The 24,114-nt window shown below is 45.2% G+C and carries 29 protein-coding genes and 1 tRNA gene; 19 read left to right on the top strand and 11 right to left on the bottom strand.

Annotation, left to right across the window (positions count from 1 at the left end; genetic code table 11):
- Positions 1-204 precede the first annotated feature (204 nt).
- Entirely contained in the window at positions 205-807 is a 603-nt protein-coding gene (locus H6F44_RS07160) for a tetratricopeptide repeat protein (RefSeq protein WP_190350268.1), read from the top strand.
- 39 nt (positions 808-846) lie between these two features.
- On the opposite strand, the gene H6F44_RS07165 is transcribed toward H6F44_RS07160, so the two are convergent.
- The 3 genes from H6F44_RS07165 to H6F44_RS07175 all read right to left on the bottom strand — a co-directional run bounded on the left by H6F44_RS07165 (position 847) and on the right by H6F44_RS07175 (position 2,918).
- A tRNA-Ala gene (locus tag H6F44_RS07165) sits at positions 847-919 on the bottom strand.
- An 84-nt stretch (positions 920-1,003) separates the two neighbouring features.
- Positions 1,004-2,131, bottom strand: a complete 1,128-nt coding sequence (gene lptC / locus H6F44_RS07170; RefSeq protein ID WP_190350269.1) for an LPS export ABC transporter periplasmic protein LptC — start codon at positions 2,129-2,131, stop codon at positions 1,004-1,006.
- A gap of 43 nt (positions 2,132-2,174) precedes the next feature.
- Positions 2,175-2,918, bottom strand: coding sequence for a glycosyltransferase (locus H6F44_RS07175; protein ID WP_190350270.1), 744 nt, complete (start codon positions 2,916-2,918; stop codon positions 2,175-2,177).
- A gap of 37 nt (positions 2,919-2,955) precedes the next feature.
- Between H6F44_RS07175 and H6F44_RS07180 the strand changes: the two genes are divergently transcribed.
- Together H6F44_RS07180 and H6F44_RS07185 are read left to right on the top strand one after the other, a co-directional pair.
- On the top strand, positions 2,956-4,266 hold the full coding sequence (locus H6F44_RS07180) for a hybrid sensor histidine kinase/response regulator (RefSeq protein WP_190350271.1): 1,311 nt from the start codon (positions 2,956-2,958) through the stop codon (positions 4,264-4,266).
- A 64-nt stretch (positions 4,267-4,330) separates the two neighbouring features.
- A complete protein-coding gene (locus tag H6F44_RS07185) occupies positions 4,331-5,428 on the top strand; it encodes a hybrid sensor histidine kinase/response regulator (RefSeq protein WP_190350272.1) in 1,098 nt (365 codons plus the stop codon).
- Between the two features lie 54 nt (positions 5,429-5,482).
- Here H6F44_RS07185 and H6F44_RS07190 read toward each other — a convergent pair whose 3' ends face one another.
- Positions 5,483-6,292, bottom strand: a complete 810-nt coding sequence (locus H6F44_RS07190; RefSeq protein ID WP_190350273.1) for a PhzF family phenazine biosynthesis protein — start codon at positions 6,290-6,292, stop codon at positions 5,483-5,485.
- A gap of 381 nt (positions 6,293-6,673) precedes the next feature.
- Here H6F44_RS07190 and H6F44_RS07195 point away from each other — a divergent pair, with 381 nt between their 5' ends.
- The gene (locus H6F44_RS07195; RefSeq protein WP_190350274.1) at positions 6,674-6,895 is read left to right on the top strand and encodes a DUF4327 family protein; all 222 of its coding nucleotides are present in this window, start codon (positions 6,674-6,676) and stop codon (positions 6,893-6,895) included.
- A 348-nt stretch (positions 6,896-7,243) separates the two neighbouring features.
- The gene (locus H6F44_RS07200; RefSeq protein ID WP_199302040.1) at positions 7,244-8,158 is read left to right on the top strand and encodes a cyanophycinase; all 915 of its coding nucleotides are present in this window, start codon (positions 7,244-7,246) and stop codon (positions 8,156-8,158) included.
- Positions 8,159-8,205: 47 nt separating this feature from the next.
- Here the strand turns inward: H6F44_RS07200 and H6F44_RS07205 are convergent, their stop codons facing one another.
- Positions 8,206-9,183, bottom strand: coding sequence for an SPFH domain-containing protein (locus H6F44_RS07205; protein WP_190350311.1), 978 nt, complete (start codon positions 9,181-9,183; stop codon positions 8,206-8,208).
- Between the two features lie 164 nt (positions 9,184-9,347).
- On the opposite strand from H6F44_RS07205, the gene H6F44_RS07210 reads away from it, so the two are divergent.
- From H6F44_RS07210 to rppA, 3 genes are all read left to right on the top strand, one after another.
- Positions 9,348-10,247 (top strand): TIGR04168 family protein, encoded by a 900-nt coding sequence (locus H6F44_RS07210; RefSeq protein WP_242016479.1) that lies wholly within the window; start codon positions 9,348-9,350, stop codon positions 10,245-10,247.
- 119 nt (positions 10,248-10,366) lie between these two features.
- Positions 10,367-11,179 (top strand): hypothetical protein, encoded by an 813-nt coding sequence (locus tag H6F44_RS07215; RefSeq protein ID WP_190350276.1) that lies wholly within the window; start codon positions 10,367-10,369, stop codon positions 11,177-11,179.
- A gap of 130 nt (positions 11,180-11,309) precedes the next feature.
- Entirely contained in the window at positions 11,310-12,014 is a 705-nt protein-coding gene (rppA, locus tag H6F44_RS07220) for a two-component system response regulator RppA (RefSeq protein ID WP_190350277.1), read from the top strand.
- Between the two features lie 20 nt (positions 12,015-12,034).
- Here rppA and H6F44_RS07225 read toward each other — a convergent pair whose 3' ends face one another.
- The 4 genes from H6F44_RS07225 to H6F44_RS07240 all read right to left on the bottom strand — a co-directional run bounded on the left by H6F44_RS07225 (position 12,035) and on the right by H6F44_RS07240 (position 14,457).
- Positions 12,035-12,340 carry a DUF760 domain-containing protein gene (locus tag H6F44_RS07225; protein ID WP_190350278.1) on the bottom strand — a complete coding sequence of 102 codons (306 nt, stop codon included), beginning with the start codon at positions 12,338-12,340 and terminating at the stop codon, positions 12,035-12,037.
- A gap of 139 nt (positions 12,341-12,479) precedes the next feature.
- Positions 12,480-12,851 (bottom strand): single-stranded DNA-binding protein, encoded by a 372-nt coding sequence (locus tag H6F44_RS07230; RefSeq protein WP_190350279.1) that lies wholly within the window; start codon positions 12,849-12,851, stop codon positions 12,480-12,482.
- Positions 12,852-12,967: 116 nt separating this feature from the next.
- A complete protein-coding gene (locus H6F44_RS07235; RefSeq protein ID WP_190350280.1) occupies positions 12,968-13,771 on the bottom strand; it encodes a peptidylprolyl isomerase in 804 nt (267 codons plus the stop codon).
- A 104-nt stretch (positions 13,772-13,875) separates the two neighbouring features.
- Positions 13,876-14,457, bottom strand: coding sequence for a photosystem I assembly protein Ycf4 (locus H6F44_RS07240; protein ID WP_190350281.1), 582 nt, complete (start codon positions 14,455-14,457; stop codon positions 13,876-13,878).
- Positions 14,458-14,804: 347 nt separating this feature from the next.
- On the opposite strand from H6F44_RS07240, the gene H6F44_RS07245 reads away from it, so the two are divergent.
- Positions 14,805-16,976 (top strand): glutamine synthetase III family protein, encoded by a 2,172-nt coding sequence (locus H6F44_RS07245; RefSeq protein ID WP_190350282.1) that lies wholly within the window; start codon positions 14,805-14,807, stop codon positions 16,974-16,976.
- Between the two features lie 81 nt (positions 16,977-17,057).
- Here the strand turns inward: H6F44_RS07245 and H6F44_RS07250 are convergent, their stop codons facing one another.
- Positions 17,058-17,363 carry a hypothetical protein gene (locus H6F44_RS07250; protein ID WP_190350283.1) on the bottom strand — a complete coding sequence of 102 codons (306 nt, stop codon included), beginning with the start codon at positions 17,361-17,363 and terminating at the stop codon, positions 17,058-17,060.
- Positions 17,364-17,606: 243 nt separating this feature from the next.
- Here H6F44_RS07250 and H6F44_RS07255 point away from each other — a divergent pair, with 243 nt between their 5' ends.
- From H6F44_RS07255 to H6F44_RS07265, 3 genes are all read left to right on the top strand, one after another.
- Positions 17,607-18,626: a Light dependent period protein LdpA domain-containing protein gene (locus H6F44_RS07255; RefSeq protein ID WP_190350284.1), complete on the top strand. Its 1,020-nt coding sequence runs from the start codon at positions 17,607-17,609 to the stop codon at positions 18,624-18,626.
- A 21-nt stretch (positions 18,627-18,647) separates the two neighbouring features.
- Positions 18,648-20,372, top strand: a complete 1,725-nt coding sequence (locus tag H6F44_RS07260) for a R3H domain-containing nucleic acid-binding protein (RefSeq protein ID WP_190350285.1) — start codon at positions 18,648-18,650, stop codon at positions 20,370-20,372.
- 282 nt (positions 20,373-20,654) lie between these two features.
- The gene (locus H6F44_RS07265) at positions 20,655-21,233 is read left to right on the top strand and encodes a hypothetical protein (RefSeq protein ID WP_190350286.1); all 579 of its coding nucleotides are present in this window, start codon (positions 20,655-20,657) and stop codon (positions 21,231-21,233) included.
- A 3-nt stretch (positions 21,234-21,236) separates the two neighbouring features.
- On the opposite strand, the gene H6F44_RS07270 is transcribed toward H6F44_RS07265, so the two are convergent.
- The gene (locus H6F44_RS07270) at positions 21,237-21,476 is read right to left on the bottom strand and encodes a hypothetical protein (RefSeq protein ID WP_190350287.1); all 240 of its coding nucleotides are present in this window, start codon (positions 21,474-21,476) and stop codon (positions 21,237-21,239) included.
- Between the two features lie 9 nt (positions 21,477-21,485).
- On the opposite strand from H6F44_RS07270, the gene H6F44_RS23510 reads away from it, so the two are divergent.
- The 7 genes from H6F44_RS23510 to H6F44_RS07300 all read left to right on the top strand — a co-directional run bounded on the left by H6F44_RS23510 (position 21,486) and on the right by H6F44_RS07300 (position 23,950).
- Positions 21,486-21,614: a hypothetical protein gene (locus tag H6F44_RS23510; RefSeq protein WP_277874111.1), complete on the top strand. Its 129-nt coding sequence runs from the start codon at positions 21,486-21,488 to the stop codon at positions 21,612-21,614.
- Positions 21,615-21,747: 133 nt separating this feature from the next.
- Positions 21,748-22,044, top strand: coding sequence for a hypothetical protein (locus H6F44_RS07275; protein WP_190350288.1), 297 nt, complete (start codon positions 21,748-21,750; stop codon positions 22,042-22,044).
- Positions 22,045-22,140: 96 nt separating this feature from the next.
- Positions 22,141-22,431, top strand: coding sequence for a type II toxin-antitoxin system RelE/ParE family toxin (locus tag H6F44_RS07280; protein ID WP_190350289.1), 291 nt, complete (start codon positions 22,141-22,143; stop codon positions 22,429-22,431).
- Positions 22,432-22,439: 8 nt separating this feature from the next.
- The gene (locus H6F44_RS07285; RefSeq protein ID WP_190350290.1) at positions 22,440-22,727 is read left to right on the top strand and encodes an addiction module antidote protein; all 288 of its coding nucleotides are present in this window, start codon (positions 22,440-22,442) and stop codon (positions 22,725-22,727) included.
- A gap of 109 nt (positions 22,728-22,836) precedes the next feature.
- On the top strand, positions 22,837-23,331 hold the full coding sequence (locus H6F44_RS07290; RefSeq protein WP_190350291.1) for a hypothetical protein: 495 nt from the start codon (positions 22,837-22,839) through the stop codon (positions 23,329-23,331).
- A 44-nt stretch (positions 23,332-23,375) separates the two neighbouring features.
- Complete coding sequence (locus H6F44_RS07295) at positions 23,376-23,600, top strand: hypothetical protein (RefSeq protein ID WP_190350292.1); 225 nt, start codon at positions 23,376-23,378, stop codon at positions 23,598-23,600.
- Positions 23,597-23,950, top strand: coding sequence for a type II toxin-antitoxin system PemK/MazF family toxin (locus H6F44_RS07300; RefSeq protein WP_190350293.1), 354 nt, complete (start codon positions 23,597-23,599; stop codon positions 23,948-23,950). The genes H6F44_RS07295 and H6F44_RS07300 overlap by 4 nt, the downstream gene beginning before the upstream one ends.
- Positions 23,951-24,114: the final 164 nt, after the last annotated feature.

Raw genomic sequence — 24,114 nt, forward strand, 5'->3', positions numbered from 1 at the left:
TGATACAGCCACTAACTCAAACATGAAATGTAACGAGTTTCGATGCAGCAAACAATACTTGGTAAGGGGTACGGTAGTCAAGGGTTTTAGGGCTGCTGACTTACAGCAGTTTTCTAAGTTGGCTGCAAATTATTCAAAGCGTAATGGTGTGACGGCATTAGGTTTAGATGCAATTGGCAAGTTACGCTGTGTTGCAAAAAATTGATGAATTGGAATCAGTTAGCAATTTTGAGCATAGCTAAACAAAAGCCAAGAGAAGCTGAGGAATGGTTTCGCAAGACAGTGCGCTATTTCAAGGATATTGGAGATAAACCAAGTAATTCTAAGGCAATCAATAACCTTGCTACTGTACTGGAAAAATTACCAGAGTCACTCAACGAAGCAAAGCAGTTAGCAGAAAAGGCACTAAATACTCAGCAAACTATTGATCCTGCGGCATCTGAGATTTGGCTAACTTACGACACCTTAGCAAAAATTAGTGATAAACAAGGCGATCCAGCCAAAGCAAAGGAATATCGCCGCCTTTCTCGCACCGCCTGCGCCAATTTTGCAGGCACTGAGTACGAGCTAAGCCAACACGCCCCGCTTATCGACTGTGTAGTGAGAGCGGTTGACGATACTGAGGTTAGACAGCAATTAGAAACTGAATTACAAGAAGTCGATCCAGAATGTCAAAACATTGTCTGGAATGCGATTCGGCAAATCCTCAACGGAGAACGGGATGAAGATATTCTCTGCGAAAGATTGGATAGTATGGAATATCTAATTGTCCTTGCCATCCTTGGGCAAGTAAAAAGTAAAAAGTAAAAAGTAAAAAGTAAAAAGTAAAAAGTAAAAAGTAAAAAATGGAGAATAGGAGGCTCGAACCCCTGACCTCTGCGGTGCGATCGCAGCACTCTACCAACTGAGCTAATTCCCCATACGGCTTGCCATTCTAACACAAATATGCCAACGAAAACCTAAAATATAGCGAAAATAATTCTCGATATTGAGCAGATGTCTGTTAGGGCGTGAGCGTGGTCAATACATTTGCCCCTGTGACCGTCACTGTTTGCTGTTCGAGATTTGCCACAGCGCGATCGCCCTGCACATTTAGATCTTTGTCAGGCTGTCGATAGTTGATATTGCCATCGGCAGTAATGGACTTATTGGGAATTTGCCATTCCACGCGATCGGCTGTTACCAAACCCTGTGTCGACTGCAAACTTGCAGATACCTGTCCCATAAGATTAATCTTTTCTTCCTTTACCTGCGCCTCTCCCCTTTGAGCATTGATCACAATTCCGCGCCCTTTGCTAGTTGCCGTAAAAGCTTCGGGCAATGTAATTAACTCCTTGTCCAAATTCCATGCAGCAATGCTAGCAGTGATATTCACATCTAAGGTCGGATCTTCAGCTTGAATGTCGCCTGTAAACGTAACTTCCTGCTTAGCAATATCCCATTTACCTTGATTTGCCTTCAGTTGCAGCTTATCCTGCACTTGGATCACCGACAAAGGCACATCGGAAAAGACCAGACTTTTTTGGGCTTCCCAAGTGATTTTTTCACTTTGCATCTTCAATGGTGGCTTCACCATCGTGACAACCACATCTTTCTCAAGACTGTAAACATCAGTACTAGGCTTAGCCGTTAATTCTTTGCCAGTCATTTTTAGCTTATCAGCCTTGCGTTCAATCTCAATATTGCCCCCAGCCTTGAGAAGATCCGCTTCTGACTTCCAAACCATGCGATCGGCTTTCATATTGATCTTTTCCTGCACAGCGATCGCCTCAATACTACCCTGCAAAGAAATTTCCCTAGATACCTGATCAATAGTTCCTTTATCGCCGACCGCTTCCATCAGCAGTTCCCCCCCACGATAAAACTTGCCCTTCACCGCTTCCACATCCGCAATTTTGCGATCCTCTCGATAGTCAGCCTGCTTGGCAGTAATTTCCCATAGCAGCTTGCCATCAGCATCAAACTCAGTCAATGTGATATTTTGCAAAGTTGAGCCAGCGATCGTTTCTGTCCTATTCAGAGTTGGCAAGGGTGGACGCAAAAATATGAACCATCCCAACCCAAAAATAGCGATCGTCAGGACAAAAAGAATAATGAACAGGCGCAGATTTTGGCGGCTAAATATTTTCATGTAAATATTTTCCTATACAACTGTAAGTATTTATCAGTATTTATCAGTATTTGGTATTAATGCTATAGCGCTTTTCGTAGAGGCGGTTGAGATGTTTAGGATCGATTTTGAGATGATAGCAGAGCTTTAATAATTGATTAAGCAGGGCATGGCGATAAATGCCCCTTTGTCGAAAACGCCTTGCCGAGGTAATCACCGTACCATCCACTAGCATAGGTTTGGTAAATTGACAGAGGCGATCGCTCAGAACTGTATCTTCAAAAATATCTAAATCAGGAATATTGCCGATTTTTGTGAGCAAATCACGACTCACAAAGGGACAATGATCAAAATAAACAATCCCCTTTTGCTTCGCCCTAATATGGCTAGAATACCAAGATGTGAACTTTAACAGCCAATGCTGATCGTCAAAGCTATGGTAAAACGCTCCCCAAATAATATTAGAATATTCAGGCGCTACGGCACTAAGCGATCGCCTAATGATCGCCAAGACTCGCACCTCTGGCAAAAGGGTCGCGGGATGATGTAACAAAATCGTCTCTCCCTGACTAATCGCAATGCCATCATTAAATCTTTGGGCGCGGTTTCTCGCAAGCGATCGGGCAACTTTTAAGTTAGCATAGCGTTGGGCATAGTTATTTACAACTATTTCCGTGTCATCTTCGCTAGGGCTAACTACAGCAATAATTTCAATATCACCAACTTGATGAACTAAGTTGGTGAGAATGCGCTCCAGATATCCATGCCTGATTTCATTTAGGCATGGCAAAATAATCGAAAGTTCCATACTGGCTATACAAATTAGATTGGGGTTGGATTTAATTATGAATGTAGATCGCGAAAATCATGAAACAAGTGATGCAATAAACAACGAAAAGGCTAGATCACCTAAAGATAACTTGGTTTTGATTGTTGATGATACTCTCTATAATATTCAGTTGCTATCTCTAATGCTATTGCGGCAGGGCTATCAAGTAGAGCAAGCTAACAACGGACTAGAGGCTTTGGCGAAAGTAAAGGAAAGACCACCAGATATTATCTTATTAGATATTCGGATGCCTGATATCAATGGCTATGAGGTTTGCTCACGCTTGAAGGCTGATCCATTCACAGAAGATATTCCCATCATTTTTATTAGTTCTGTAGAAGATGCATCAGATAAAGTAGAAGCCTTTTCTGTTGGAGGTGTGGACTATATTAGTAAACCATTTCAGTTAATTGAAGTGCTTGCCAGAATTGAAACCCACCTGCGTTTATGCTCTCTACAAAGGCGCTTGCAAGAACAAAATGAACAGCTACAGCTATCGGCAGAAGTATTGTCGCGATCGCTCAAACAAGAAAGAGAGCTTAGTCAGATGAAAACAGATTTTATTTCCGTTGTTTCCCATGAGTTTCGCACACCCCTAACGACAATTCAGAGTGCCTCAGAGTTGTTAGAATATTATGAATGGACTAAGGAAGAGCAAATAGAACAATTACACCAAATTCAAGCGGAAGTCAAACATATGACAGCATTGATGGAAGATGTATTATTTTTGAGTCGGGCAAATACCAATAAATCCAAAATCAATCCCACGGAATTTGATCTATTAAAATTCTGTAATCAACTGCTCAGGCAAATGCAAAGAACCTTTGCGAAAAACTATACTATTAACTCTCGGCTTCAAGTCCATGTCATTGATGATGCAAACAGAAATCTCGCGAATAGTCCCCCTGATATAGTTATTGAAAATCTGCACCTTCAAAATGAGATCGCTCCCCTCATGGTGAATATGGATGAGAAGTTATTGCGTCAAATTTTAACCAATTTACTGACCAACGCCTTCAAATATTCGCCAGAGCATAGCCAAGTTAAATTTGATTTGACAGTCACACAAGAAACTGTTACTTTTTCTATTTGCGATCAGGGAATTGGCATTCCCAGTGATGATCTAGAACATTTATTTAATGCCTTTCATCGGGGTAAAAATGTCGGGATATTGCCTGGCACTGGTTTGGGCTTGTCAATTGTCAGAAACTGCGTCAACCTTTGCAAAGGAAGTATATCGGTAAATAGCCAACTAAATGTTGGCACAGAATTTGTGGTGACTTTGCCTATCCATCATCTAGCTGATGATGACTGTGATACCGAATAAGTCACTCAATATCATTATCAGAATCATTATAATATTAGGTTAGACACCATCATAATTTGTAGATATGAAAAAAATCCTACTTATCGAAGATAACCCCAATGTTCTGCTCAATACAGCCAAGATGTTGCAGGCAGAGGGTTATGCGGTTATCACTGCCAATAATGGACGCGATGGCATTAATCTAGCACAGCAGACCATACCCAGCTTGGTCATTTGTGACATCATGATGCCTGAGGTTGACGGATATGGTGTTATTCAGGCTTTACGAGCTAACTCTGCTACCACAGCAATTCCATTTATGTTTTTAAGCGCCAAATCTGATAAGGCTGACTTTCGGCATGGCATGGAACTAGGTTCTGATGACTATTTGACTAAGCCATTTACCAGAGATGAATTGCTAAGTGCCATTAGCGCCCAGTTTAGAAAGCAAGACATTATTAGTAGCTATTACAAGCAGGAATTAGACAATCTGCGTAGTAATATTTCCAAATCACTGCCTCATCAGTTATTATTCCCTGCGATTGAGGTGATGGGCTTGGCGGACATTTTGGTTAAAAACTATCACGCAATGGAATCCCATGAAGTCCCTGATATTGGGCGGCGAATTCGCAAGGCAGGGCGGGATATGCACGAAATGGTGAAAAAATTTTTGTTGTATGCGGAACTGGAGTCAAAGGAAAATTCTACGGAATGGAATGATCAGGTTGCTAACAGCAAAACAACTTTTGTGGATATTGAGATTGCTAGCTGTGCCAAGGATATCGCCAACAATGCTAACCGTTTATCCGATTTGCAGTTGCATATTCAAGACGCTAGCATTCAGATCTCTGACTCCTATCTCAATGTGATTACCAAGGAAATTATTGATAATGCTTTTAAAGCATCCCATGAGGGCAGTCCTGTTAATGTGTTAGGAACCTATGATGATCGCGAATATTGCCTATGTGTGAGCGATCATGGTCATGGCTTTGAGTCTGAGCAGATGACAAATCTGGGGGCATATGTCAAGTTTGAGAAAAAGCTTTATGTGCAGCAGGGTACTAGTTTAGGTTTACCCATTGTCAAGCGCCTAGCCGAACTCCACAAGGGCAGGCTAGAGATTGAGAGCATTCCCTATGAACTAACTACGGTCAAAGTGTTTCTGCCCTTATATTTGCAATGAAAATATTTGCCAGTCAATCGGTAGGACGGCACATTTCAGCAACGTAGTTATAGATTAATTTAGATTAATTTGACCCCGCAGGAAGGTTTTGGCTCTGCCTTTGAGAAGTACCCGATCGCCGCGATCGCTAACCTGCAAAATGCCAGTACGTTTTGATAGCTGTTTGGCAATTAGGTCAGCTTTGCCCATACGTGCTGCCCAATAGGGAACAAGACAACAATGGGCAGAACCAGTTACAGGATCTTCAGGAATGCCTGCCTTGGGCGCAAAAAATCTCGATACAAAATCATAGGGATGATTGTGATCGGCGATCGCGGTAATGATCAAGCCCAAAGCATCTAGCTCCGCGATATGCCCCATCTGGGGGCGAAAGTTTTGAACGGATGCCTCAGATTCTAGTAAAACCGTAATGTAATCAAGGCTGCGCCCCAAACACTCGTAAATCTTGCCTGTGAGCATCTCTGCTAAAATGCGCTGCGATCGCGTTGAACATTGATGATATTTTGCTGACGGGAAGTCCATCACAATTAAATCCTGCTCGAAGCTAATGTGCAAGTCACCACTCAAGGTCGAAAAAATTAAGGGGTGCTGAGGATCAATCCCCCCCGACTCACGCAAATTATGGGCGATCGCTAGGGTCGCGTGACCACAGATTGGCACTTCCTGTGTGGGGGTAAACCAACGCAAATGAAAGTGATTTGGCGCTAGGAGTTTTGTAAAAGCAGTTTCTGATAGGTTAATCTCAGCCGCGATAGACTGCATAACTCGATCTTCGAGAAATTCATCAACGATCGCGGTTGCCGCAGGGTTGCCACAAAAGACCTGATCTGTAAAAGCATCAATAATTGCGATCGGGATTTGCATAAGTTTTTTGGAAAGTTTTCAGAAAGTTTATCAAGAGAAAGTTTATCAAGAGATTTTATTACAGAGACTAGCGATCAAACCCAACCAAGCAAAACTTTAGAAGTTTTGCTCCGCGATGATTTTAAAGTTTTCGCTGTACTATTCAAAACCTCAACAAACTGTATATCGAATTTATGTTAAGTTTTGGATTCTCCGCAAAATTGCGTGGCAAGATAAGCTTAGTCTGTATCCTTAATCACAGACACCAAAGATATACATCCAAATTATATCTAGAAATTTTATATTTAAATTATGATTGTCAATATTTTCTATCGTTGCCATTGACGGTCTTTTAACCCCATAGCCACAGACAACTAGAAGAATTACCTTAAGAGTTTAGTTATGCTGCAAACACTTTATTATTCAATTGGTGCAATCCAAGACGAGGCAAAGCATTTGATCGAAAGCGGCAAGCTTAGCCGCAGTCAGCCGATCCATAATCTTTGTCGGTTCTTTCGCGATCGCGAATGGTGTCAAATCGAACGCGAACTAGAGGATCATCAATATTTACTGCGCGATCGCATTTGTGACTTAATTAGTCAAGAATGTTGGCAAAACGACTAGAGTTACAGCCCATAGTTGCTTTGATTCCCTAGCCCCCCTTTCGTAAGGGGAGAGATTAAAAAAGCTCCCCTTTGTAAGTGGGATTTAGGGGGATCAAAACTTTCCAAACAGGCTCTTAGTTAAGCTTTCAACATTTTCTCTAGGTTTTAATCCAGTTTAAAACGCTGTAATTCTCATACAAGGATATACAATGCTATAGGAAAGTATGTAACTATATTCAACCATTTCCCGCTAAATTTAGTAAAATCTAGGGAAATATCTAGCAGAAAGCTATGTTTAACAGCATAGCTAGTTAACCAATCATCAACGGATTTAATTCAATCTGTTGGGGAGTCAGCAAAAGCAAAAATGAGTCAAGGTATTAGCTTAATTAATCGCCTCAAACAATTTGTTGATCAATCTGCTAGTATGCTGAACTTAGACGAAGATATAGCAATAGATAGGGGCATGACTCAAATTATCAAATCGGCGGTAATGGTAATAGGTGGTGGCGAGGATAAGGTTCAAGATCGCAAGATCCTCAAAGCTTTTGTAGAAAATTGTGGTGGTTCCCAAGCCTGCATTGCTATTATTCCCTGCGCTTCTAGAGAGCCAGACATTATTGGGCGAATTTATCACGATATTTTTACCGATTTGGGAGCCAAACAGGTTGAGGTTCTTGATATTCGTGAGCGCCCTCACCACGACTATCCACAAGCCGAAGCTTTGGTGGATCGGTTTACAGGTATTTTTATGACAGGCGGCGATCAGTTGCGCCTATGTGGTTTGATCGCTGATACCCCCTTTGCAATTACGATCGCCAAGCGGATTAATGAGCAGAAAATTGTCTTGGCGGGTACGAGCGCGGGGGCGGCGGCAATGGGTTATCACATGATCTCAGGGGGCAGCAGTGGCGAGTCACCCCATAAGGAATTGATCAATATGAGTACAGGCTTGAATATTTTGCCTGAAATTATTGTCGATCAGCATTTTCATAACCGCAATCGCATGGCACGTTTGATGACCGCGATCGCTGCCCATCCCGATCGCCTTGGCGTGGGCATTGACGAAGATACGGTTGCCATTTTTGAACCCAATCATATTTTGCGAGTGATGGGACGCGGCACTGTCACCGTAATCGACCCTGGCGAAGTCTCCTACAGCAATCAACTATGGGTCAGTGGGTCAGCACCGCTTACCATTCATAATCTGCGGGTACATATTTTGGCAACGGGTTGTAAATATCACCTGCTCAAACGCATTCCCATCAGTCCTTCTGTGTAATCCAAAAAGAAAGCGGCGCGATGCGGCGCTTTCTTTTTGGTTTGGTATTATTTACGGTCATTTAACATATCGCCACTTTCAGGCACATCAACAATCGACTTCAGCCCTTCAAGGGTTGAGGGCAGCGATCGCGGGTCCATAAACATAACCTTGCTGCTGGCGCTAGAGCCAATGGTTGTACCCATAGAAATATAATTTTGCGCCAGTAAAAATTGCAGCGCCTCCTGTGCTTGAGCATTACCCTTCATCGACTGCAAAAGTACCTGCATCGCTTGGGCAGTACCTTGTGCCTTGAGTACTTGCTCCTGTCGCTCTGCCTCTGCCCTCAAGATCCGTGACTGCTTCTGCCCCTCCGCCTCCAAGATCGCCGCTTTTTGCGAAGCCTCAGCATTGAGCAATTGCGAATCCGCTAAACCTTTAGCCTTGTTGATTGCTGCCTCCCGTTCCCCCTCAGAGGTGAGGATCGCGGCTCTTTTTTTACGCTCGGCGGTCATTTGCAATTCCATTGACTCCTGCACCGCCTTGGCAGGCAAAATGTCCCGTAGCTCCACCCTTGTCACCTTGACCCCCCAAGGATCGGTGGCTTCATCAAGATCGCGCAGTAAAATTTCATTAATTTTATTACGGGCAGTAAATGTCTCATCTAACTCTAAACTACCCAGTTCAGCGCGAATTTGGGTGAGGACAATGTTGGTCATGGCTTGGTGCAGGTTGTCGACCCGATAAAAGGCTTTCTCCATGTCCATAACGCGCCAATAAACCACTGCATCCGCCGTAATCGATACGTTATCGCGGGTAATACATTGCTGGGGCGGAATATCAAGCACTTGCTCTTTGATCGAGCCACGATAGGTAACACTATCGACATAGGGCAGGATAAAATGCGGCCCTGCGGGTAGTTTGCGTTTATATTTGCCAAAGGAAGCGACCAACGCCTCTTCCCCCTGATTGACAATTTTAAAAGAGGCTCCACCAACGGTGAAAAATACCCCTGCACCGATCGCAAAGCTAACTAACAGATCCATCATAATGGTTTACCAATGAGTGTATTGCTTATCGTTTTGCCAAACTTGGCTTTATTTTATGGCTGGGAATGTCTGTGGCAACTTTTCGATCTTAAAAATTAATCTTAGATGCGGTCATCATCCTCAAATTTTTCATGTTCCAGTTCCCATTGATAAGTAAATCATTGATTAAAATTGCTGTGGTTGGCGATGTCCATGAATTATGGCAACCCATCGAGGATCGGCTGGCATTGCAAGCTTTGGGTGTGGATTTAGTGCTATTTGTGGGGGATTTTGGTAATGAGGCAGTAGAGGTGGTGCGGGCGATCGCCAGTCTCGATATCCCCAAAGCCATAATCTTAGGCAACCATGATGCTTGGTACAGCACAGGCAATCCTCACAGCAAAAATCCTTCTAAAAAGCAATGTCCCTACGATCGCACCAAGGAGGATCGGGTACAGCAGCAGTTAGAAATTTTAGGAGAAACCCATGTTGGTTATGGCTGGCTAGACTTTCCCGAATTGCGGCTGTCGGTGGTGGGCGCACGTCCCTTTAGCTCTGGCGGCTCCAAATGGAAAAAGCAACATTTTTATCGCGATCGCTATGGCATTAATTGCTTCACCGAATCCACCCAACGTATTACTGAGGCGGTAAAGCAGACTAGTCAGGATACGCTGATTTTTTTGGGGCATAGTGGTCCTTGGGGGTTGGGGGCTGATGAGCATTCTCCTTGCGGTAAAGACTGGAAGCCCGTTGGCGGCGACTATGGCGATCCAGATTTAATGGAGGCAATTTCTAAATCCTATGGCATGGGCAAACAGATTCCCCTCGTCACCTTTGGGCATATGCACCATCGTCTGCGGCATAATTCGCAACGTACCCGTGAGGCGATCGCCACTAATGACATGGGGACAGTTTTCTTGAATGCTGCTTGCAGTCCGCGCTTGATTATAGAAAGCGATCAAACCTATCGCAGTTTTTCCATCGTCACCCTAGAGTCGGGGCAGGTGCAGCAAATATCACTGCTGTGGCTTAAAGGGATCGATCAAATTAGCAATGAGATTGTGCTTTTGGCAAATAACTAATCAGAGATTATGCTACAATCGCGCCCAACTTTCCTAAACCGCCTAAAATAGTTTTTCCCTACTTTTACTTTAATTTCCACTTTAATTTTCACTCTTCGCGACCTTTAGCTGGCAAGCAAATGAAACTCCACACACAGAAGCCGATCCATAGTTCATATCTTCGTGGTTTTGCCATTGGGTTAGTATCACTTATCGGTATTAGCGCTAGTCCATTGCTCAATTACGTCAAGCCTGTTGCTGCTCAGACTGTGCCTAGTGCTAGTCAATACCTTGTTTATTCGCCAAATGTCGCCAATCTCCAACGCGCCAGAGCGATCGCGCCCGATGCGTTTTTGAGCCGCCTCAATACTGGTGAGCAGGTGGTGCAGTTAGGGCGATTTAATAACCTCAATCTGGCAGAACGCCGTGCTGCTGAATTTAATCAAGCTGGCGTAACGGCTCAGGTACGACCAGTGCAGGGGCAGTTGGGCAGTTTACCTGCACCTAGCAATCCACCCATCACTTCATTGCCAACTCCTGTCGGCTCTATTTTTACTCCCAATCCTGCGGTTAATGAGCCTTTGCCAGGCGTACCAGGAGCAGATTTCCCTAATAATTCCATCGAAATTGTGCGATCGCCACAACCCATTCCCCAACCTGCCATTCCCCAACCTGTTAGTTCTCAGCAGCCAGCCCCAATCCAGCCCATCCCCATAGTCACCGCAAGTCCCACAGCCCCATCGGTAGGGCAGTTACGCTATTTTGTCATTATCCCCACAGGGTTAGTATCAGAATTGCAAAGGGTAAAGGCGATCGTCCCCACTGCACAGTTACGCTCATCCTATCGCGGCACATACATTGAGGTACAGGGCTACCCCGATCGCAGCAGTGCCGAAACCTTAAATGGCACAATTCGCCGCCAAGGATTTGATAGTCGGGTTGTATTTTTCTAATTGCCGCGCAAAATAACGTGATTTTTGGGCATCGGTATAAAGCGCCTATGCTCAAAATTTGTTTTGGGTTTTATGTCACCCCAAAGCGCTGTAACTTGTTATTCATTGAACAGATCCTTGATGCCTAGTTATGCGAATTCTATTGGTTGATGATGAAGAAGAATTGGCGGAGCCATTACAGCGCATTTTGACCAGTCAAGGATATATAGTTGATAGCGCCAATAGTGGCGATCGCGGTTGGGAATTGGCGCAAAGTAACGATTACGATTTGCTGATTTTGGACTGGATGATGCCTATGATGTCGGGAGTGGAGATTTGTAGTCAGTTGCGCCAAAGGGGGCATAGTACGCCCGTATTAATCCTCACCGCCAAAGATACCCTTGACGATCGCGTGGCAGGTTTAGACAGTGGAGCCGATGACTATCTCGTCAAACCCTTTGAGTTGCGCGAGTTATTGGCGAGGGTAAGGGCATTGTTACGGCGTATTCCTGCCCCAGATTCTTCTTCAGTATTAATTGCTGAACCAAATGGCTTGCCAAATAGCTTGATCTATGACGATCTCAGGTTAGATCGTCAAAATCAGTTGGTGTATCGCCAAGGAGCAGCGATCGCCCTGACGGAGAGGGAATATCAGCTTTTAGAATATTTTATGCAACGCCCTAACCAGTTGCTCAGCCATGAATTGATCGGGCAGCATCTATGGCAAGAGGGAGAAGATATGCCAACTAGCAATGCCCTTGCTGCTCAAATCAAATTATTAAGGCGCAAAATTGACCGCGATCGCCCAGTTTCCCTAATTAATACGGTCTATGGCAAAGGCTATCGCTTTGGGTAAGCAAGCAATAGCCATTATTTCTAAGGGTTATTTGTATCTGCCAAAGAATGGTCTAACTGCATTCTGGTTTCCATTTGGCGGATGAAGTAACCCGTCATCATTGCCGAGCCGATCAAGCCTGCCAAATTTTCGCGATCGGTGGTGATGCTCACGTTGAAATGAGCAGGGGGTAGAATGCCCAAGAGGTTTTGAATATTTTGACTAATAATTTGCTGGGCTTCAGGACTAACCGACTGAGCAACCGTCGCAAGGGTTTCGGGAGTTTGATTTTTGAGATAGTCCAGTAATAAATTATTGCTGGAGTTAAGTTCGCCAAGATTAAACATAATTACATCCCCTCAGTCACGGTATTGCGTGGCTAGATATGTGTTCTATGTATATTCTTACCAATGCCATCAAAAATTTTCCAGTCGGAAAACCGTAAAAAAGATTGAAGAGAGCTGCAAAGCGTCTCTCTTCAATCTTTTAAAAATCATCGTCAGGGTTGCTGCCGCCAAAGGAAGATGCTTCATTATCGCGGCGGGAACTTAGCAATTCGAGGCGATCAACCCGAATCACTGACTTTTGGCGTTCTTCGCCTGTGTTGCGATCAGTCCATCGATCAAATTTTAGTGAACCAGTGACCCCGACAAGTCCGCCTTTCTTGACATAGTTAGCAGCGATTTCTGCCGTTTTGTCCCAAATTTCCAAGTCAAACCAATCGGGCGGATCGTCACGATTGCTACTATTGCGATTGACCGCGATCGCAAAATTACAGACCATTTTGCCCGACTCAAAATGTTTGATATCAGGATCACGTCCTGCGCGACCCACTAAATGCACTTTGTTTAGAGTCATATCACCGCCTTGCCTAGAATGCCTTTCAATATATCTCAAAGTCCAGCCCTTTGCGCTGGCTTAAAACCCAAAAAAATATAAAAGCGCTGCTTGGCAACGCTTTTAAACTTCATGGACTAAACAGGCTGTTTGATATTTTCTGCACCTTCGGTGATGGTCATAGACTCGATCACATCGCCAACGGCAATATTTTGAACTAGCTCCATGCCCTCAGTCACATAGCCAAATACGGCATAGGAGCCATCAAGAAAGTAAATATCATCAAGGGCAAAGTAAAACTGACAAGATGCCGAGTTGGGCGACTGCGATCGTGCCATCGCGATCGCACCTTTGCTATGGCGTAGCTTCGGCTTCTGGGTTGGTGGTAACACCTCACCATAGACAGGGCGCTTAGCCCCTTCAGGCAAAATTTCTAAAGGGATATAGCGAGGCTGTGAGGTGACAGGATCGACAAAACTGCCAGTTCCATTACCCAAAGGATCGCCGCCTTGGGCAACAAAGGGACTAGGCTCTTTGACCACGCGATGAAAGGTCAAACCATTGTAATGACCGCGCTGTACTAGGTCAGCAAAGTTACCTGCGGTCAAGGGTGCATTTTCGCCATCTAGGGCAATTTTGACCAATCCCAACTTGAGTTTTAGCTCAATGGTTGCCTTGCCCTTTAGCTGCACAAACTTAGCCAGCGCTGCCGCTAACTCATCTTGAGGCTCGGCTTGGGGGCTGCTGTTAGGGCTAGGTTTGGGATCGGTTTTAGGATCGGCTTTGGCATTGTCCTTATTATCTTTAGCATTGGCGATCGCGGAGGGCGTACTGAGCGCCCCACTAGGCGATGAAGATGTGGCTGAGACACTACTGCCATTACTACAGCCAGTGAGAAAAAGACTCAATGCCAGAAAACAGCTAAAAATCCAACGAAACATAGTGATCTTACTCTAAATTTTTGATAAATTTTACTCTGTAAAGTTTGACCGCACGCAATGTAATCAAAGTGCGATCGCACTGTACATCGGACTTTAAAAGGCTTTTACAAACCTTCAAGGGGGACTGCCAAAAACTTCGCAATCTCAGCCGCCCGATCTTCAAGAGCTGTCAAAGAAATGGGCTGACCAACCTCCGTCAAAGGCAGATCACCCTTGCCCTTTACCCGCAAATATAGCGATCGCTTAGGATTTAACCCATTGCGAATTTCCACGCGCAAAGCCTGCACATCGGCAACTTTGTAAGTGAATTCCAGATTTTTGTTTTTGTTGCGTCCACGTCTAAAAATCGTGATTTTGCCACTGTTGCGATCAAACTCGTTATAGCCACCGCCATAGTCGATTGCCATCACATATAACAAATAAATCTCAAGCAGCGTACCCGCAACACCATAAAAAGACAGGGCTAGACCTTGGGGGACAAAATCTAGCTGCAATGGTTCTGAAAATGGCAAAAGATTTACCTTAAGGAAACTAGATATTCCCGCCAATAAAAAACCCGAAGCGCCGATCGCCACAATTGCCGCAAAGCAATAATTACTAAAGCGTCGCGCTCCAATAATGTTGTATCGCAGGATCTGGGACTGAGAAGACTGAGAGGGAGAAGATTGAGATTGTGTGGTTGCCATCTAAAAAAATATTTCTAATTTACAAAATTAACTTCTAAAAATAAAGTATACCTTTCTCCAAACTTCTTACAGCGTCAAGCGCTCATTTGAACCTGTAAAAATAAACCCATAAAAAAATCGAGGCAAAGGCACGGTTCTTTTTTCGGTGAAACCAAGATAGAAAATTTTCTGGTTTTCCAGTCCACGCAAAGTGCCATACAGTCTATCGCGGCTTTATCTGGGTTTTAAACAAGCGCAAAGCGCTGTATACCAATCAAGTGCAATCGATTTAGTATCCTTTTTACCCGTTTCCAAGATCTATCCTTAGTATGATTGAGTAAATTTAAAAAATAAACTCCAAAATCATCATGAGCGGAAACGAGTCGCGCATTCAAGCCATTTATCAAATCACCAATCGCGAGCCAATGCCCAAGAAAGCACCTAAGCGCTTGGAAGAAATGTGGGCGACTGATGTGTTTACTCTGAGTAAGATGCAAGAATGTCTTCCCAAGACAGTCTTTAAGTCGATCAAGAAAACCATTCAAACAGGTGAACCCCTCGATATCACTGTTGCCGATGCGATCGCCCTCGCAATGAAGGACTGGGCGATTTCCAAAGGCGCATTGTACTACGCCCACGTTTTCTATCCCCTCACCAATGCCACTGCGGAAAAGCACGATGGTTTTATTTCCGTACAGAGTGACGGTTCCGCCATCTCCGAATTTGCAGGTAAGCTCTTGGTACAGGGTGAGCCAGACGGTTCTTCCTTCCCCAATGGCGGTATTCGCTCCACCTTTGAAGCCCGTGGCTATACCGCATGGGATGTCACCAGCCCCGCCTACATCATGGAAACCGACAATGGTTCCACCCTCTGTATTCCTACTGTTTTTGTATCTTGGACTGGTGAAGCCCTCGACAAGAAAACACCTTTGTTGCGCTCCAATGCAGCCATGAACAAGGCTGCCACCAGAGTCCTGAAAATCTTGGGCGAGAAAGACATTGCCCCCGTTAACTCTAGCTGTGGTGCTGAACAAGAATATTTCTTAGTTGATGCTAATTTTGCCAATGCTCGTCCCGACTTGCTATTAGCAGGGCGTACCCTATTTGGTAAGCCCTCGGCAAAGGGTCAACAATTTGATGACCATTACTTCGGTGCAATTCCTGAGCGCGTACAGGTCTTCATGCAGGATGTGGAAGAGCGCCTCTATCGTCTTGGCATCCCCGCCAAAACCCGCCACAACGAGGTTGCCCCTGGGCAATTTGAAATCGCCCCTTACCATGAAGCTGCTAACGTCGCTACCGATCATCAACAGATGATCATGACCATGCTGCGCTTTACCGCCAAGAAGCATGGCTTTGTCTGCTTGCTCCATGAAAAGCCCTTTGCTGGTATTAATGGCTCTGGTAAGCACGTTAACTGGTCAGTCGGTAATGCCACCCAAGGTAACTTGCTTGATCCTGGTGATACACCCCACTCCAATGCTCAGTTCTTGGTCTTCTGTGGTGCAATTATTCGTGGCGTTCACACCTATGGTCCATTGTTGCGCTCAGTGGTGGCAACCGCCAGCAATGATCACCGTCTTGGTGCAAACGAAGCTCCTCCTGCAATTATCTCCATGTACCTCGGTTCACAGCTTGAGGATGTGTTTGAGCAGATCCGTCAAGGCGAACTCAAGAGTTCTACGGGCAAGGGCTTGATGAATATTGGTGTAGATACTCTGCCTGTTTTGCCAACTGACCCAGGCGATCGCAACCGTACTTCTCCCTTTGCCTTTACAGGCAACCGCTTTGAGTTCCGCGCTGTGGGTTCTGGTCAGTCTGTGGCTGGTCCCTTGGTTGCCATGAATACCATTTTGGCAGATTCCTTGACTTGGATCGCCGATAAGCTAGAGGCAGAACTTGCTAAAGGTGTTGGACTGCCCGCAGCCATCAGCACCGTTTTGAAAGAGGTCATGGAACTGCATGGCGCGGTTATCTTTAACGGCAATGGTTATTCTGAAGAATGGCACAAGCTGGCGGTTGAGCGTGGTCTAGCCAACCTTCGCACCACGGCTGATGCTTTGCCTGTACTTAAGGAATCTTACATCGAAGAGTTGTTTAGTAAGCTAGGGGTTCTGTCTCCTGTTGAGCTAGCCAGCCGCTTTGAGACCTATGCTGAGCAATATATTCTCTCCATTGAAGTGGAGGCAAAATTGGTTGTCAGCATGGTCAAGACAATGATTTACCCTGCGGTAACTCGCTATTTGGCAGATTTGGCAAATACCGCCTTGAGCCTTAAGGAGATTGGTGTTGACTACGACAAAGAACCCATCGACAAAATCACGGCTCTCTCTAAGTCGATGATGGCTGGGGTTAGCAAGTTGTCAGAGGCTTTGACTAAGCATGATTTCGCCTCCATTGAAGATCATATGCAGTTTATTTCGCAAACTATGCGATCGCTGATGGATGGTATTCGCGCTGATGTTGATGCCCTTGAGGGCGAAGTGGCTGACGACCTATGGCCATTGCCCACTTATCAAGAGATGCTATTTATTAAGTAATTTCCAGCAATTAAACGGCGGAGCCGTTTAATTGTTATCTCCCAAAAGAGAGGGGCAATGCTTCGCATTGCCCCTCTCTTTTTAGCTAACCTTTAAATGCCTAATGGCGCGATCGCTGCTAACACGGGCTTGGTTCATGTCATCTTGAATATGCTTCCATGTGCGGGAATTAAGGAAAGTGGGCAGTTCTATTTTGCTGGTGGGCGTAATTGCGATAGTTTGATTTTGAGGCGATCGCTGAAACTGCTGCTCAGAGATTTCCCCAGTAAGGGCATAGGAGTCATCCTGCTCCATTTGTTGCAAAACCTGTAAAGCCAGATGGAGATGTGCTTCTAAATATCTAACCCGACTTTGCAAAGCCTCAATGGTTGCTTCTTCATTAGTCATATCCATAACCTCCATCAAAATGGCGATCGCTGCTGTTTTTTTATGTCAATTTGTGGCATTGAGTTTAGCGTTCTCACCTATGGGGATCATCCTACCAACGTATGATCCCCCTCAATCTCCTTAAGAAGAGGGAAAAAGGGGAAGTTTCACGTAATATCAGTTAACATCATGAATGTGGTGGGTAGATCATCACACTCATGATTGAAAATTTTAACTAAAAGTTTTAAACAAAATAATTAAGGCATGGGACTTGAGGCTCTTCGATCGCGGCATTGGTTTAAACTCATTTGTGGCGCAAGTTATCAACATTTACCCGCAATTCGCCATTTGGCATTGATCTATACATTAGCAGGAGCCGACTGCATCGATATGGCTCCCGACCCTGCCACGATCGCCGCCGCCCGTGAAGGTATCGCCGCCGCCCTGAAGCTAAATCCTCAGATTGCTGCCCCCTTGGTGATGGTCAGCTTTAATGATGGCGAAGATCCCCACTTTCGCAAAGCCTTCTTTGACCCGCAACTTTGTCCCGCCGATTGTCAACGCCCCTGCGAGAAAGTATGCCCCACCACCGCCATCAAGTTTGGAAATGATTACAATGGGATCATGCCTAGCCTTTGCTATGGCTGTGGTCGTTGCTTACCCCTATGCCCTGTGCAGATTATCCATACCCGCGAGCAGGTTTACCAGCCTGAAGATATCTTTGAGCTAGTGACTAATCAATCCCAATCTAGTCAATCCCAATCTAGTCAATCAATCGATGCGATCGAAATCCATACTCAACCCCATCGCACTCAAGAGTTTGCTGCTTTTTGGCGGCGCTTGAGTGCGATCGTGCCACAGGTAAAACTGATGGCGGTGAGTTTTCCTGACTGCGAAAATTTGCATGAATATCTGTTGTCATTGCTGGCGGTGATGCAGCCAATGCCGCGATCGCTGATTTGGCAAACCGACGGTAGACCGATGAGCGGCGATATTGGCGATGGCACGACTAGGGCGGCGCTCAAGCTAGGGCAGAAGGTATTGGGTTTTGATCTGCCCTTGGGCTTTGTGCAGGTAGCAGGTGGCACTAATGCCAGCACCGTTGCCAAGTTAAAGCAAGCAAAAATACCCGTTTCTGGGATTGCCTATGGCAGTTATGCTCGTAAAATCATCACTGATTTTCTGGATGCCCAACCAATACCCGATCGCCTCGAAGATTGCCCAGAACTGCTATGGCAAGCAGTGGCGATCGCTAAGCAGCTAGTTTCCCAAATCAAAAATTAACCGTAAACCCCAGCAATCCTAATGGACTCAATCCGTAAGCAAGTTACAGACAATCTCGATCAACTCCTTGAAATATTGCCCCCCCGCATTAAACATAGTTTGGAACTTTGTGGCGGTTTGGAACAGCTAGTAGAAATCGTGATGGATCTCGGCAGATTGCCCGAAGCCCGATATTTTGACAGTACTAAATATTTAACCGATGATCCTGTGACTAGGGAAGATTTGGCGCTTTGTGTGCAGCAGGTGGGTGAATTTGGCGGCGACAATCGCGCAGGGATCGAGCGCACTCTGCACCGCATTAGCGCCATTCGCAACCGCAAAGGGGAAATCATCGGGCTGACCTGTCGGGTGGGCAGGGCAGTCTATGGCACGATCGCCATGATTCGCGATTTGGTGGAAACGGGTAAATCGATCCTTTTGCTTGGTCGCCCTGGCATGGGCAAAACTACGGCATTGCGGGAGATTGCGCGGGTACTGGCGGATGATCTCAATAAACGAGTAGTGATCATCGACTCATCCAACGAGATTGCAGGGGATGGCGATATCCCCCATCCCGCGATCGGCAAGGCGCGAAGGATGCAGGTATCCCAACCTGAGTTGCAGCACCAAGTCATGATCGAGGCAGTGGAAAACCATATGCCTGAAGTAATTGTGATCGATGAAATTGGCACAGAGTTAGAAGCCCTTGCCGCGAGAACGATCGCTGAGCGGGGGGTACAGCTAGTTGGCACTGCCCACGGCAATCAATTGGCAAATTTAATCAAAAATCCCACCCTCTCAGACCTCATCGGCGGCATTCAGTCAGTCACCCTTGGCGATGAAGAGATGCGGCGGCGCGGCTTGCCCCAAAAGAGTATTCTCGAACGTAAGGCGCAACCCACCTTTGACATTGCGGTAGAAATGTGGGAGCGCTACCGTTGGGCGGTGCATCAGGATGTCGCCGCCACCATCGATATGCTCCTGCGCGATCGCGACCCTGGGCGACAAATTCGCGCCGTCAGCGATCAGGGCGAAGTCACCACCACCGAAGAGCAGCCTAAAAATCCTGAAGTTGTCCGCAATCCTGTAGTTAAGGGTTGGCGGTCTTCGGGACGGATGAAACCCATTCCCCTTGATCCGCAAGTGCAGATGCGAACGGAAGCGATCGCCAATCCTGTCAACAATGGCGCTACGGTCAGCGCGATCGCCCCTCCCTTAGAAAATCTCGAAGCCACAGAATATGAAGCCATGAAGGAGCGCTTCGGCACGCTCTATGTCTATCTCTATGGGGTCAGTCGCCATCAAACGGAACAGGTAATTCAATCCACTAATTTACCCATCGAAGTCACTAAGGATCTCGATGAAGCGGATGTAATCTTGGCATTGCGATCGCAGATTCGCACTAGCTCCAAAGTGCGACAAGTAGCAGAAGCGCGGCAAATTCCCATTCACGCTATCAAAACCAGTACCCTACCCCAAATCACCCGTTCCCTCAGACGTATTCTGCACATCGATGAAAGTCCTGCCGATACCATTTCCGATCTAAATATGTTCGCCTATGGTGACTCTGAAGATGAAATCGAAGCTTTAGAAGAAACCCGTCTAGCCGTGGAACAGATTGTAATTCCTAAAGGTCAACCCGTGGAACTGCTACCCCGTTCTTCCATCATCCGCCGTATGCAGCATGAATTAGTGGAACATTATCAACTGCGATCGGAAAGCTACGGCACAGAACCCAACCGCCGCCTCCGCATTTTCCCTAATTGAGCAGGTTAATGAAACTATCCAGAAACCAATCTAAATAATACACTGTACTGTCGGGCTAACACACTATTTGGTTGATTAGGCAGGATTTTTCTGTATAACACGCTGTATAGGGTAAATAGCCAGAATTTTTCTGTATAACACCCCCTACAGGGTGATTAGCCAGCATCTTGACTTTCAGCCTATATCGCCTATAGTTACATTAGACAGAATTTTTCCGTCTAATACATAGTTGACTGATTTCCATCTCAGTAGGTAGAGAAATACAGATTCTTGGGACTTTAGATGATAGAAAATTACAAACTGCCAAGAAAGATACGCAAAAATTTAGAAAAAGAGATTGAATCATCTGAAGTGATTCAATGGATTGAGCAACCTATTCCCCGTATTTTGACACGATCCACGGTGGGTACTTGCTTGGTTTTGCTGTTTTCCTTAGCCTTCTTTTCGTTTGTTGGTTATGGTACGTATGAGCAATTCAAAAATGCACGAATACCTATAAATGAATTTCCGCAGGTAAGCGGCGTTTTAATCCCTCTAGTTGCAGTTGTTATTCAGTTAATTCTAATCGTACTAATCCCGTTTCTTAATTGGCTAGAAGCAGTTCAAAGCGTCTATGTAATAACTAATAAACGAGCCTTTGTTCTTAAAGTTGGAGCATCTAAAACAGTGACATCTTTCTTTTTTCCCGATCTTAGGGTTATCTTGCGACGTGAGAATAAAGATGGCAGCGGTGACATTATTGTCTATATTCATCAATCAAAGGACTATGATGGAGATACGGTAACTGAGGAAATAGGATTTAAGCAGGTTCGCAACGTCAAGTCATTCGAGAATATGTTGCGTTACCCAAATGGCACTTAAATACTAACCCTTACTAGCAGTGCGATCGCGGATCTTGTAGGGTGGTGCGATTCGATTAGCGCGAAACACGGTAAACAGTCCGTAGATAAACGCTAGAGCCAAGTCTCCTAAGACTAGCTTAACCGTCCAGACGATGAGAGTGAAAGTCTCTCCGTCTAAACTCAAGACTGACTCCTTACCTGCCCACATTGAGTAAGCTCGGACTTTACAGGATGAAGTTGGGAACAGGGTGAAAACAGACACTAATTGCAAATGACACTGGCGCTAACAGAGAGTCCCCAAGATGAAACCGAGCCTAAAAAAGCAACCTACGAGAAGGCAGCCGCAATATTAAAGACTGACCTCGCCAGAGATAAGTATCCCGCCGCACCATCACCCTAGTAGCGGCAAGAGTGCGATCGCCTATCTTGTAGGGTGCGTTAATCAAATCTAACGAACTTTTTTTAGTGCAAAATGTAAGGATTCATAGTTATAGAAAGCTATAATGGCATTGTAAATTAACAACGCAAAATCTATGGCAGTTCGTCAACGGCGCTACAGCAAAGAAGAATTAGCTCGGCGTGGACAAGAACTCTATGAATCCACCATTCGGCAGCAAGTTGAAACTGGCAACTCTGACAAAATCGTAGCGATTGATATTGAAACAGGAGCCTTTGAAGTCGCCGATCATGTTTTGCCAGCAACTAACCAATTATTCAAGCGATATCCTGATGCTCAACCTTGGGTTATCCGCATTGGACATCGTGCAGTTTATCACTTTGGCTCACGGAGTTTGGTGAAGTGCGATCGCCGATCTTGTAGGGTGCGTTAATGAAATGTAACGCACCTTATTTTTGTCGTAACAAAAGCAGTTAAGCAAGTTTTCTTGCCGCTTGTTTTTCCGTATCTCATAGGATACACTTAAAGCATGATTGAAATTCGGGAAACTGAAATCTATTTGCGGTGGTTTAAATCACTGCGCGATCGGGAAGCTAGGGCTCGTATCGACATTCGTATTCGGCGGTTGTCTATGGGTAATCCTGGTGACGTGAAACCGATAGGAAAAGGTGTATCAGAACTTCGCATTGACTATGGTGCAGGATATCGAGTGTATTTCATCCAACGAGGGGATACGTTAGTTATCTTGCTTGCAGGCGGAGATAAACGTACACAAGATCGGGATATCAAAACAGCTTTAGACTTATCACAAAACCTATAGGAGATCTTATGAACAAAGTTTCAACCCATCTTTGGGATGTAGCAGAACATCTGGAAACCAAAGAAGATATGGCAGCTTATCTTGAAGCAGCTCTTGAAGACGGCGATCCTAATCTAGTGGTAGCAGCCTTAGGGGATATTGCTCGATCTAAGGGAATGACAAATATTGCGCGTGAAACAGGATTAGGACGAGAAAGCCTCTATAAATCTTTGTCACTCGAAGGTAATCCAGAATTTGCCACTGTTTTAAGAGTTATACAATCACTTGGTATCCGTTTACGAGCTACGCCCGTATAGGAGTCTAACACTGCGTTGGAGCCGACCTCTCAAAAGTGATCTGTAAAAGTCTAAACTTGGCGGCGGCGGCTCAACTTTACCGTTATGCGTCAAGCGTAAGGTGAGTAAAATGAGTTGCGTTGCGAAGTTTAGAGCAGTTTTTGGAATTTTTATTCTGTCCAGTATTTATGGCGTTGCTCAGCCCTTGAGAGCGGAAGTTCCCAACCCTGGTGTTCCTGATTTCATCTATCAAACTGAAGGACAACCAGTCATTGCTACTTTTTTTGGTCGAGGAGAATCTTACGCACTCGGTTGTATGCGATTGAGAAATCTGTGGAGCAGTGTCCCAACGAAATTACTTAGTTCTGATTCTTTTAGGGGCATACTTGACTCATATCCGATTGTTGCCGATATCCCCTGTAATGGGAACGTAAGAGCTTATGCACCGAAAGGTGAGCCTGGTGCATTAGTCTTTAAAAATCGAGATGGACAACTTTGCCGACACTACGTCAATAGTACTGACTGGTTTGTCGCCACAAGAGCAGGAGGAGAAATCCCAATTACAGCCGAGCAATTCAGACAAGATGTACCCTGTCGTGGCTCTGATTTTAGAGTGAGCCGCTAGTTCTCAAGCGGATTAGGCTAAGATTATGGGCAGGAGGTCTAATTATGAAAACTACTGCCCAAGAAATCTACGCTCAAGTAGTTCATGTTCTCTCGCCAACAGAGCGACTACGATTAGCAACGCTCATTCTTAACGAGCTTGTTGGGCAACAGCTAACATCTGTCGATCAAAGCGATACCTGGACTGACGAAGATCAGATTGATCTTGTGAATTTTTCACTACGGTATGCGGCTACAACTTTCTCTGATGTCGAGGGGGTTGAATTGTGACGCTTTGTCCCGGAGATTTAGTTACAGTTGATTTTCCTGGTGTAACAGGAGTTAAACGCCGTCCGGCTGTAGTCTTGTCATCAGATACCTACCATTCACTTCGACCAGACGTGATAGTTGGACTTATTACAACTCAGACCAAGGTACTAGGAGTTACAGATTATGTGCTTCAGGACTGGGCATCGGCAGGATTACGATCTGCTTCAATGTTTCGTTCCTTTATCGTGACTCTGCCACCATCTGCGAATTTAGTTGTAATTGGGCATTTATCGGAGCGTGATTGGCAAGGGGTTAAGGCTTGTGTCAAAATATCGCTTTCAACTTTAGATAACACAACACCGCAAGAGTAAGTACTGCCACTCTTTATGCCCAATGCTGCATAACAATCCCGTTGCACACCGACCGGATAGAGTCTCTTCGTTGAGTCCGAGAAGTTACTAGCGGCGGGTGAACGGGGTCGTTAGACTGCCAGTTTATTTATCAAAGTGCAATTGAGAACTTCGAGAAATTGTTG

This window comes from Pseudanabaena cinerea FACHB-1277, from assembly GCF_014696345.1.
GTDB classification, from domain to species: domain Bacteria; phylum Cyanobacteriota; class Cyanobacteriia; order Pseudanabaenales; family Pseudanabaenaceae; genus Pseudanabaena; species Pseudanabaena cinerea.

Bases quoted from the DNA above. Each gene is read 5' to 3' on its own strand.
- H6F44_RS07160 (WP_190350268.1), top strand. From the start codon at position 205: ATGAATTGGAATCAGTTAGCAATTTTGAGCATAGCTAAACAAAAGCCA.
- lptC (WP_190350269.1), bottom strand. From the start codon at position 2,131: ATGAAAATATTTAGCCGCCAAAATCTGCGCCTGTTCATTATTCTTTTT.
- H6F44_RS07175 (WP_190350270.1), bottom strand. From the start codon at position 2,918: ATGGAACTTTCGATTATTTTGCCATGCCTAAATGAAATCAGGCATGGA.
- H6F44_RS07180 (WP_190350271.1), top strand. From the start codon at position 2,956: ATGAATGTAGATCGCGAAAATCATGAAACAAGTGATGCAATAAACAAC.
- H6F44_RS07185 (WP_190350272.1), top strand. From the start codon at position 4,331: ATGAAAAAAATCCTACTTATCGAAGATAACCCCAATGTTCTGCTCAAT.
- H6F44_RS07190 (WP_190350273.1), bottom strand. From the start codon at position 6,292: ATGCAAATCCCGATCGCAATTATTGATGCTTTTACAGATCAGGTCTTT.
- H6F44_RS07195 (WP_190350274.1), top strand. From the start codon at position 6,674: ATGCTGCAAACACTTTATTATTCAATTGGTGCAATCCAAGACGAGGCA.
- H6F44_RS07200 (WP_199302040.1), top strand. From the start codon at position 7,244: ATGAGTCAAGGTATTAGCTTAATTAATCGCCTCAAACAATTTGTTGAT.
- H6F44_RS07205 (WP_190350311.1), bottom strand. From the start codon at position 9,183: ATGGATCTGTTAGTTAGCTTTGCGATCGGTGCAGGGGTATTTTTCACC.
- H6F44_RS07215 (WP_190350276.1), top strand. From the start codon at position 10,367: ATGAAACTCCACACACAGAAGCCGATCCATAGTTCATATCTTCGTGGT.
- rppA (WP_190350277.1), top strand. From the start codon at position 11,310: ATGCGAATTCTATTGGTTGATGATGAAGAAGAATTGGCGGAGCCATTA.
- H6F44_RS07225 (WP_190350278.1), bottom strand. From the start codon at position 12,340: ATGTTTAATCTTGGCGAACTTAACTCCAGCAATAATTTATTACTGGAC.
- H6F44_RS07230 (WP_190350279.1), bottom strand. From the start codon at position 12,851: ATGACTCTAAACAAAGTGCATTTAGTGGGTCGCGCAGGACGTGATCCT.
- H6F44_RS07235 (WP_190350280.1), bottom strand. From the start codon at position 13,771: ATGTTTCGTTGGATTTTTAGCTGTTTTCTGGCATTGAGTCTTTTTCTC.
- H6F44_RS07240 (WP_190350281.1), bottom strand. From the start codon at position 14,457: ATGGCAACCACACAATCTCAATCTTCTCCCTCTCAGTCTTCTCAGTCC.
- H6F44_RS07245 (WP_190350282.1), top strand. From the start codon at position 14,805: ATGAGCGGAAACGAGTCGCGCATTCAAGCCATTTATCAAATCACCAAT.
- H6F44_RS07250 (WP_190350283.1), bottom strand. From the start codon at position 17,363: ATGACTAATGAAGAAGCAACCATTGAGGCTTTGCAAAGTCGGGTTAGA.
- H6F44_RS07255 (WP_190350284.1), top strand. From the start codon at position 17,607: ATGGGACTTGAGGCTCTTCGATCGCGGCATTGGTTTAAACTCATTTGT.
- H6F44_RS07260 (WP_190350285.1), top strand. From the start codon at position 18,648: ATGGACTCAATCCGTAAGCAAGTTACAGACAATCTCGATCAACTCCTT.
- H6F44_RS07265 (WP_190350286.1), top strand. From the start codon at position 20,655: ATGATAGAAAATTACAAACTGCCAAGAAAGATACGCAAAAATTTAGAA.
- H6F44_RS23510 (WP_277874111.1), top strand. From the start codon at position 21,486: ATGACACTGGCGCTAACAGAGAGTCCCCAAGATGAAACCGAGCCTAAA.
- H6F44_RS07275 (WP_190350288.1), top strand. From the start codon at position 21,748: ATGGCAGTTCGTCAACGGCGCTACAGCAAAGAAGAATTAGCTCGGCGT.
- H6F44_RS07280 (WP_190350289.1), top strand. From the start codon at position 22,141: ATGATTGAAATTCGGGAAACTGAAATCTATTTGCGGTGGTTTAAATCA.
- H6F44_RS07285 (WP_190350290.1), top strand. From the start codon at position 22,440: ATGAACAAAGTTTCAACCCATCTTTGGGATGTAGCAGAACATCTGGAA.
- H6F44_RS07290 (WP_190350291.1), top strand. From the start codon at position 22,837: ATGAGTTGCGTTGCGAAGTTTAGAGCAGTTTTTGGAATTTTTATTCTG.
- H6F44_RS07295 (WP_190350292.1), top strand. From the start codon at position 23,376: ATGAAAACTACTGCCCAAGAAATCTACGCTCAAGTAGTTCATGTTCTC.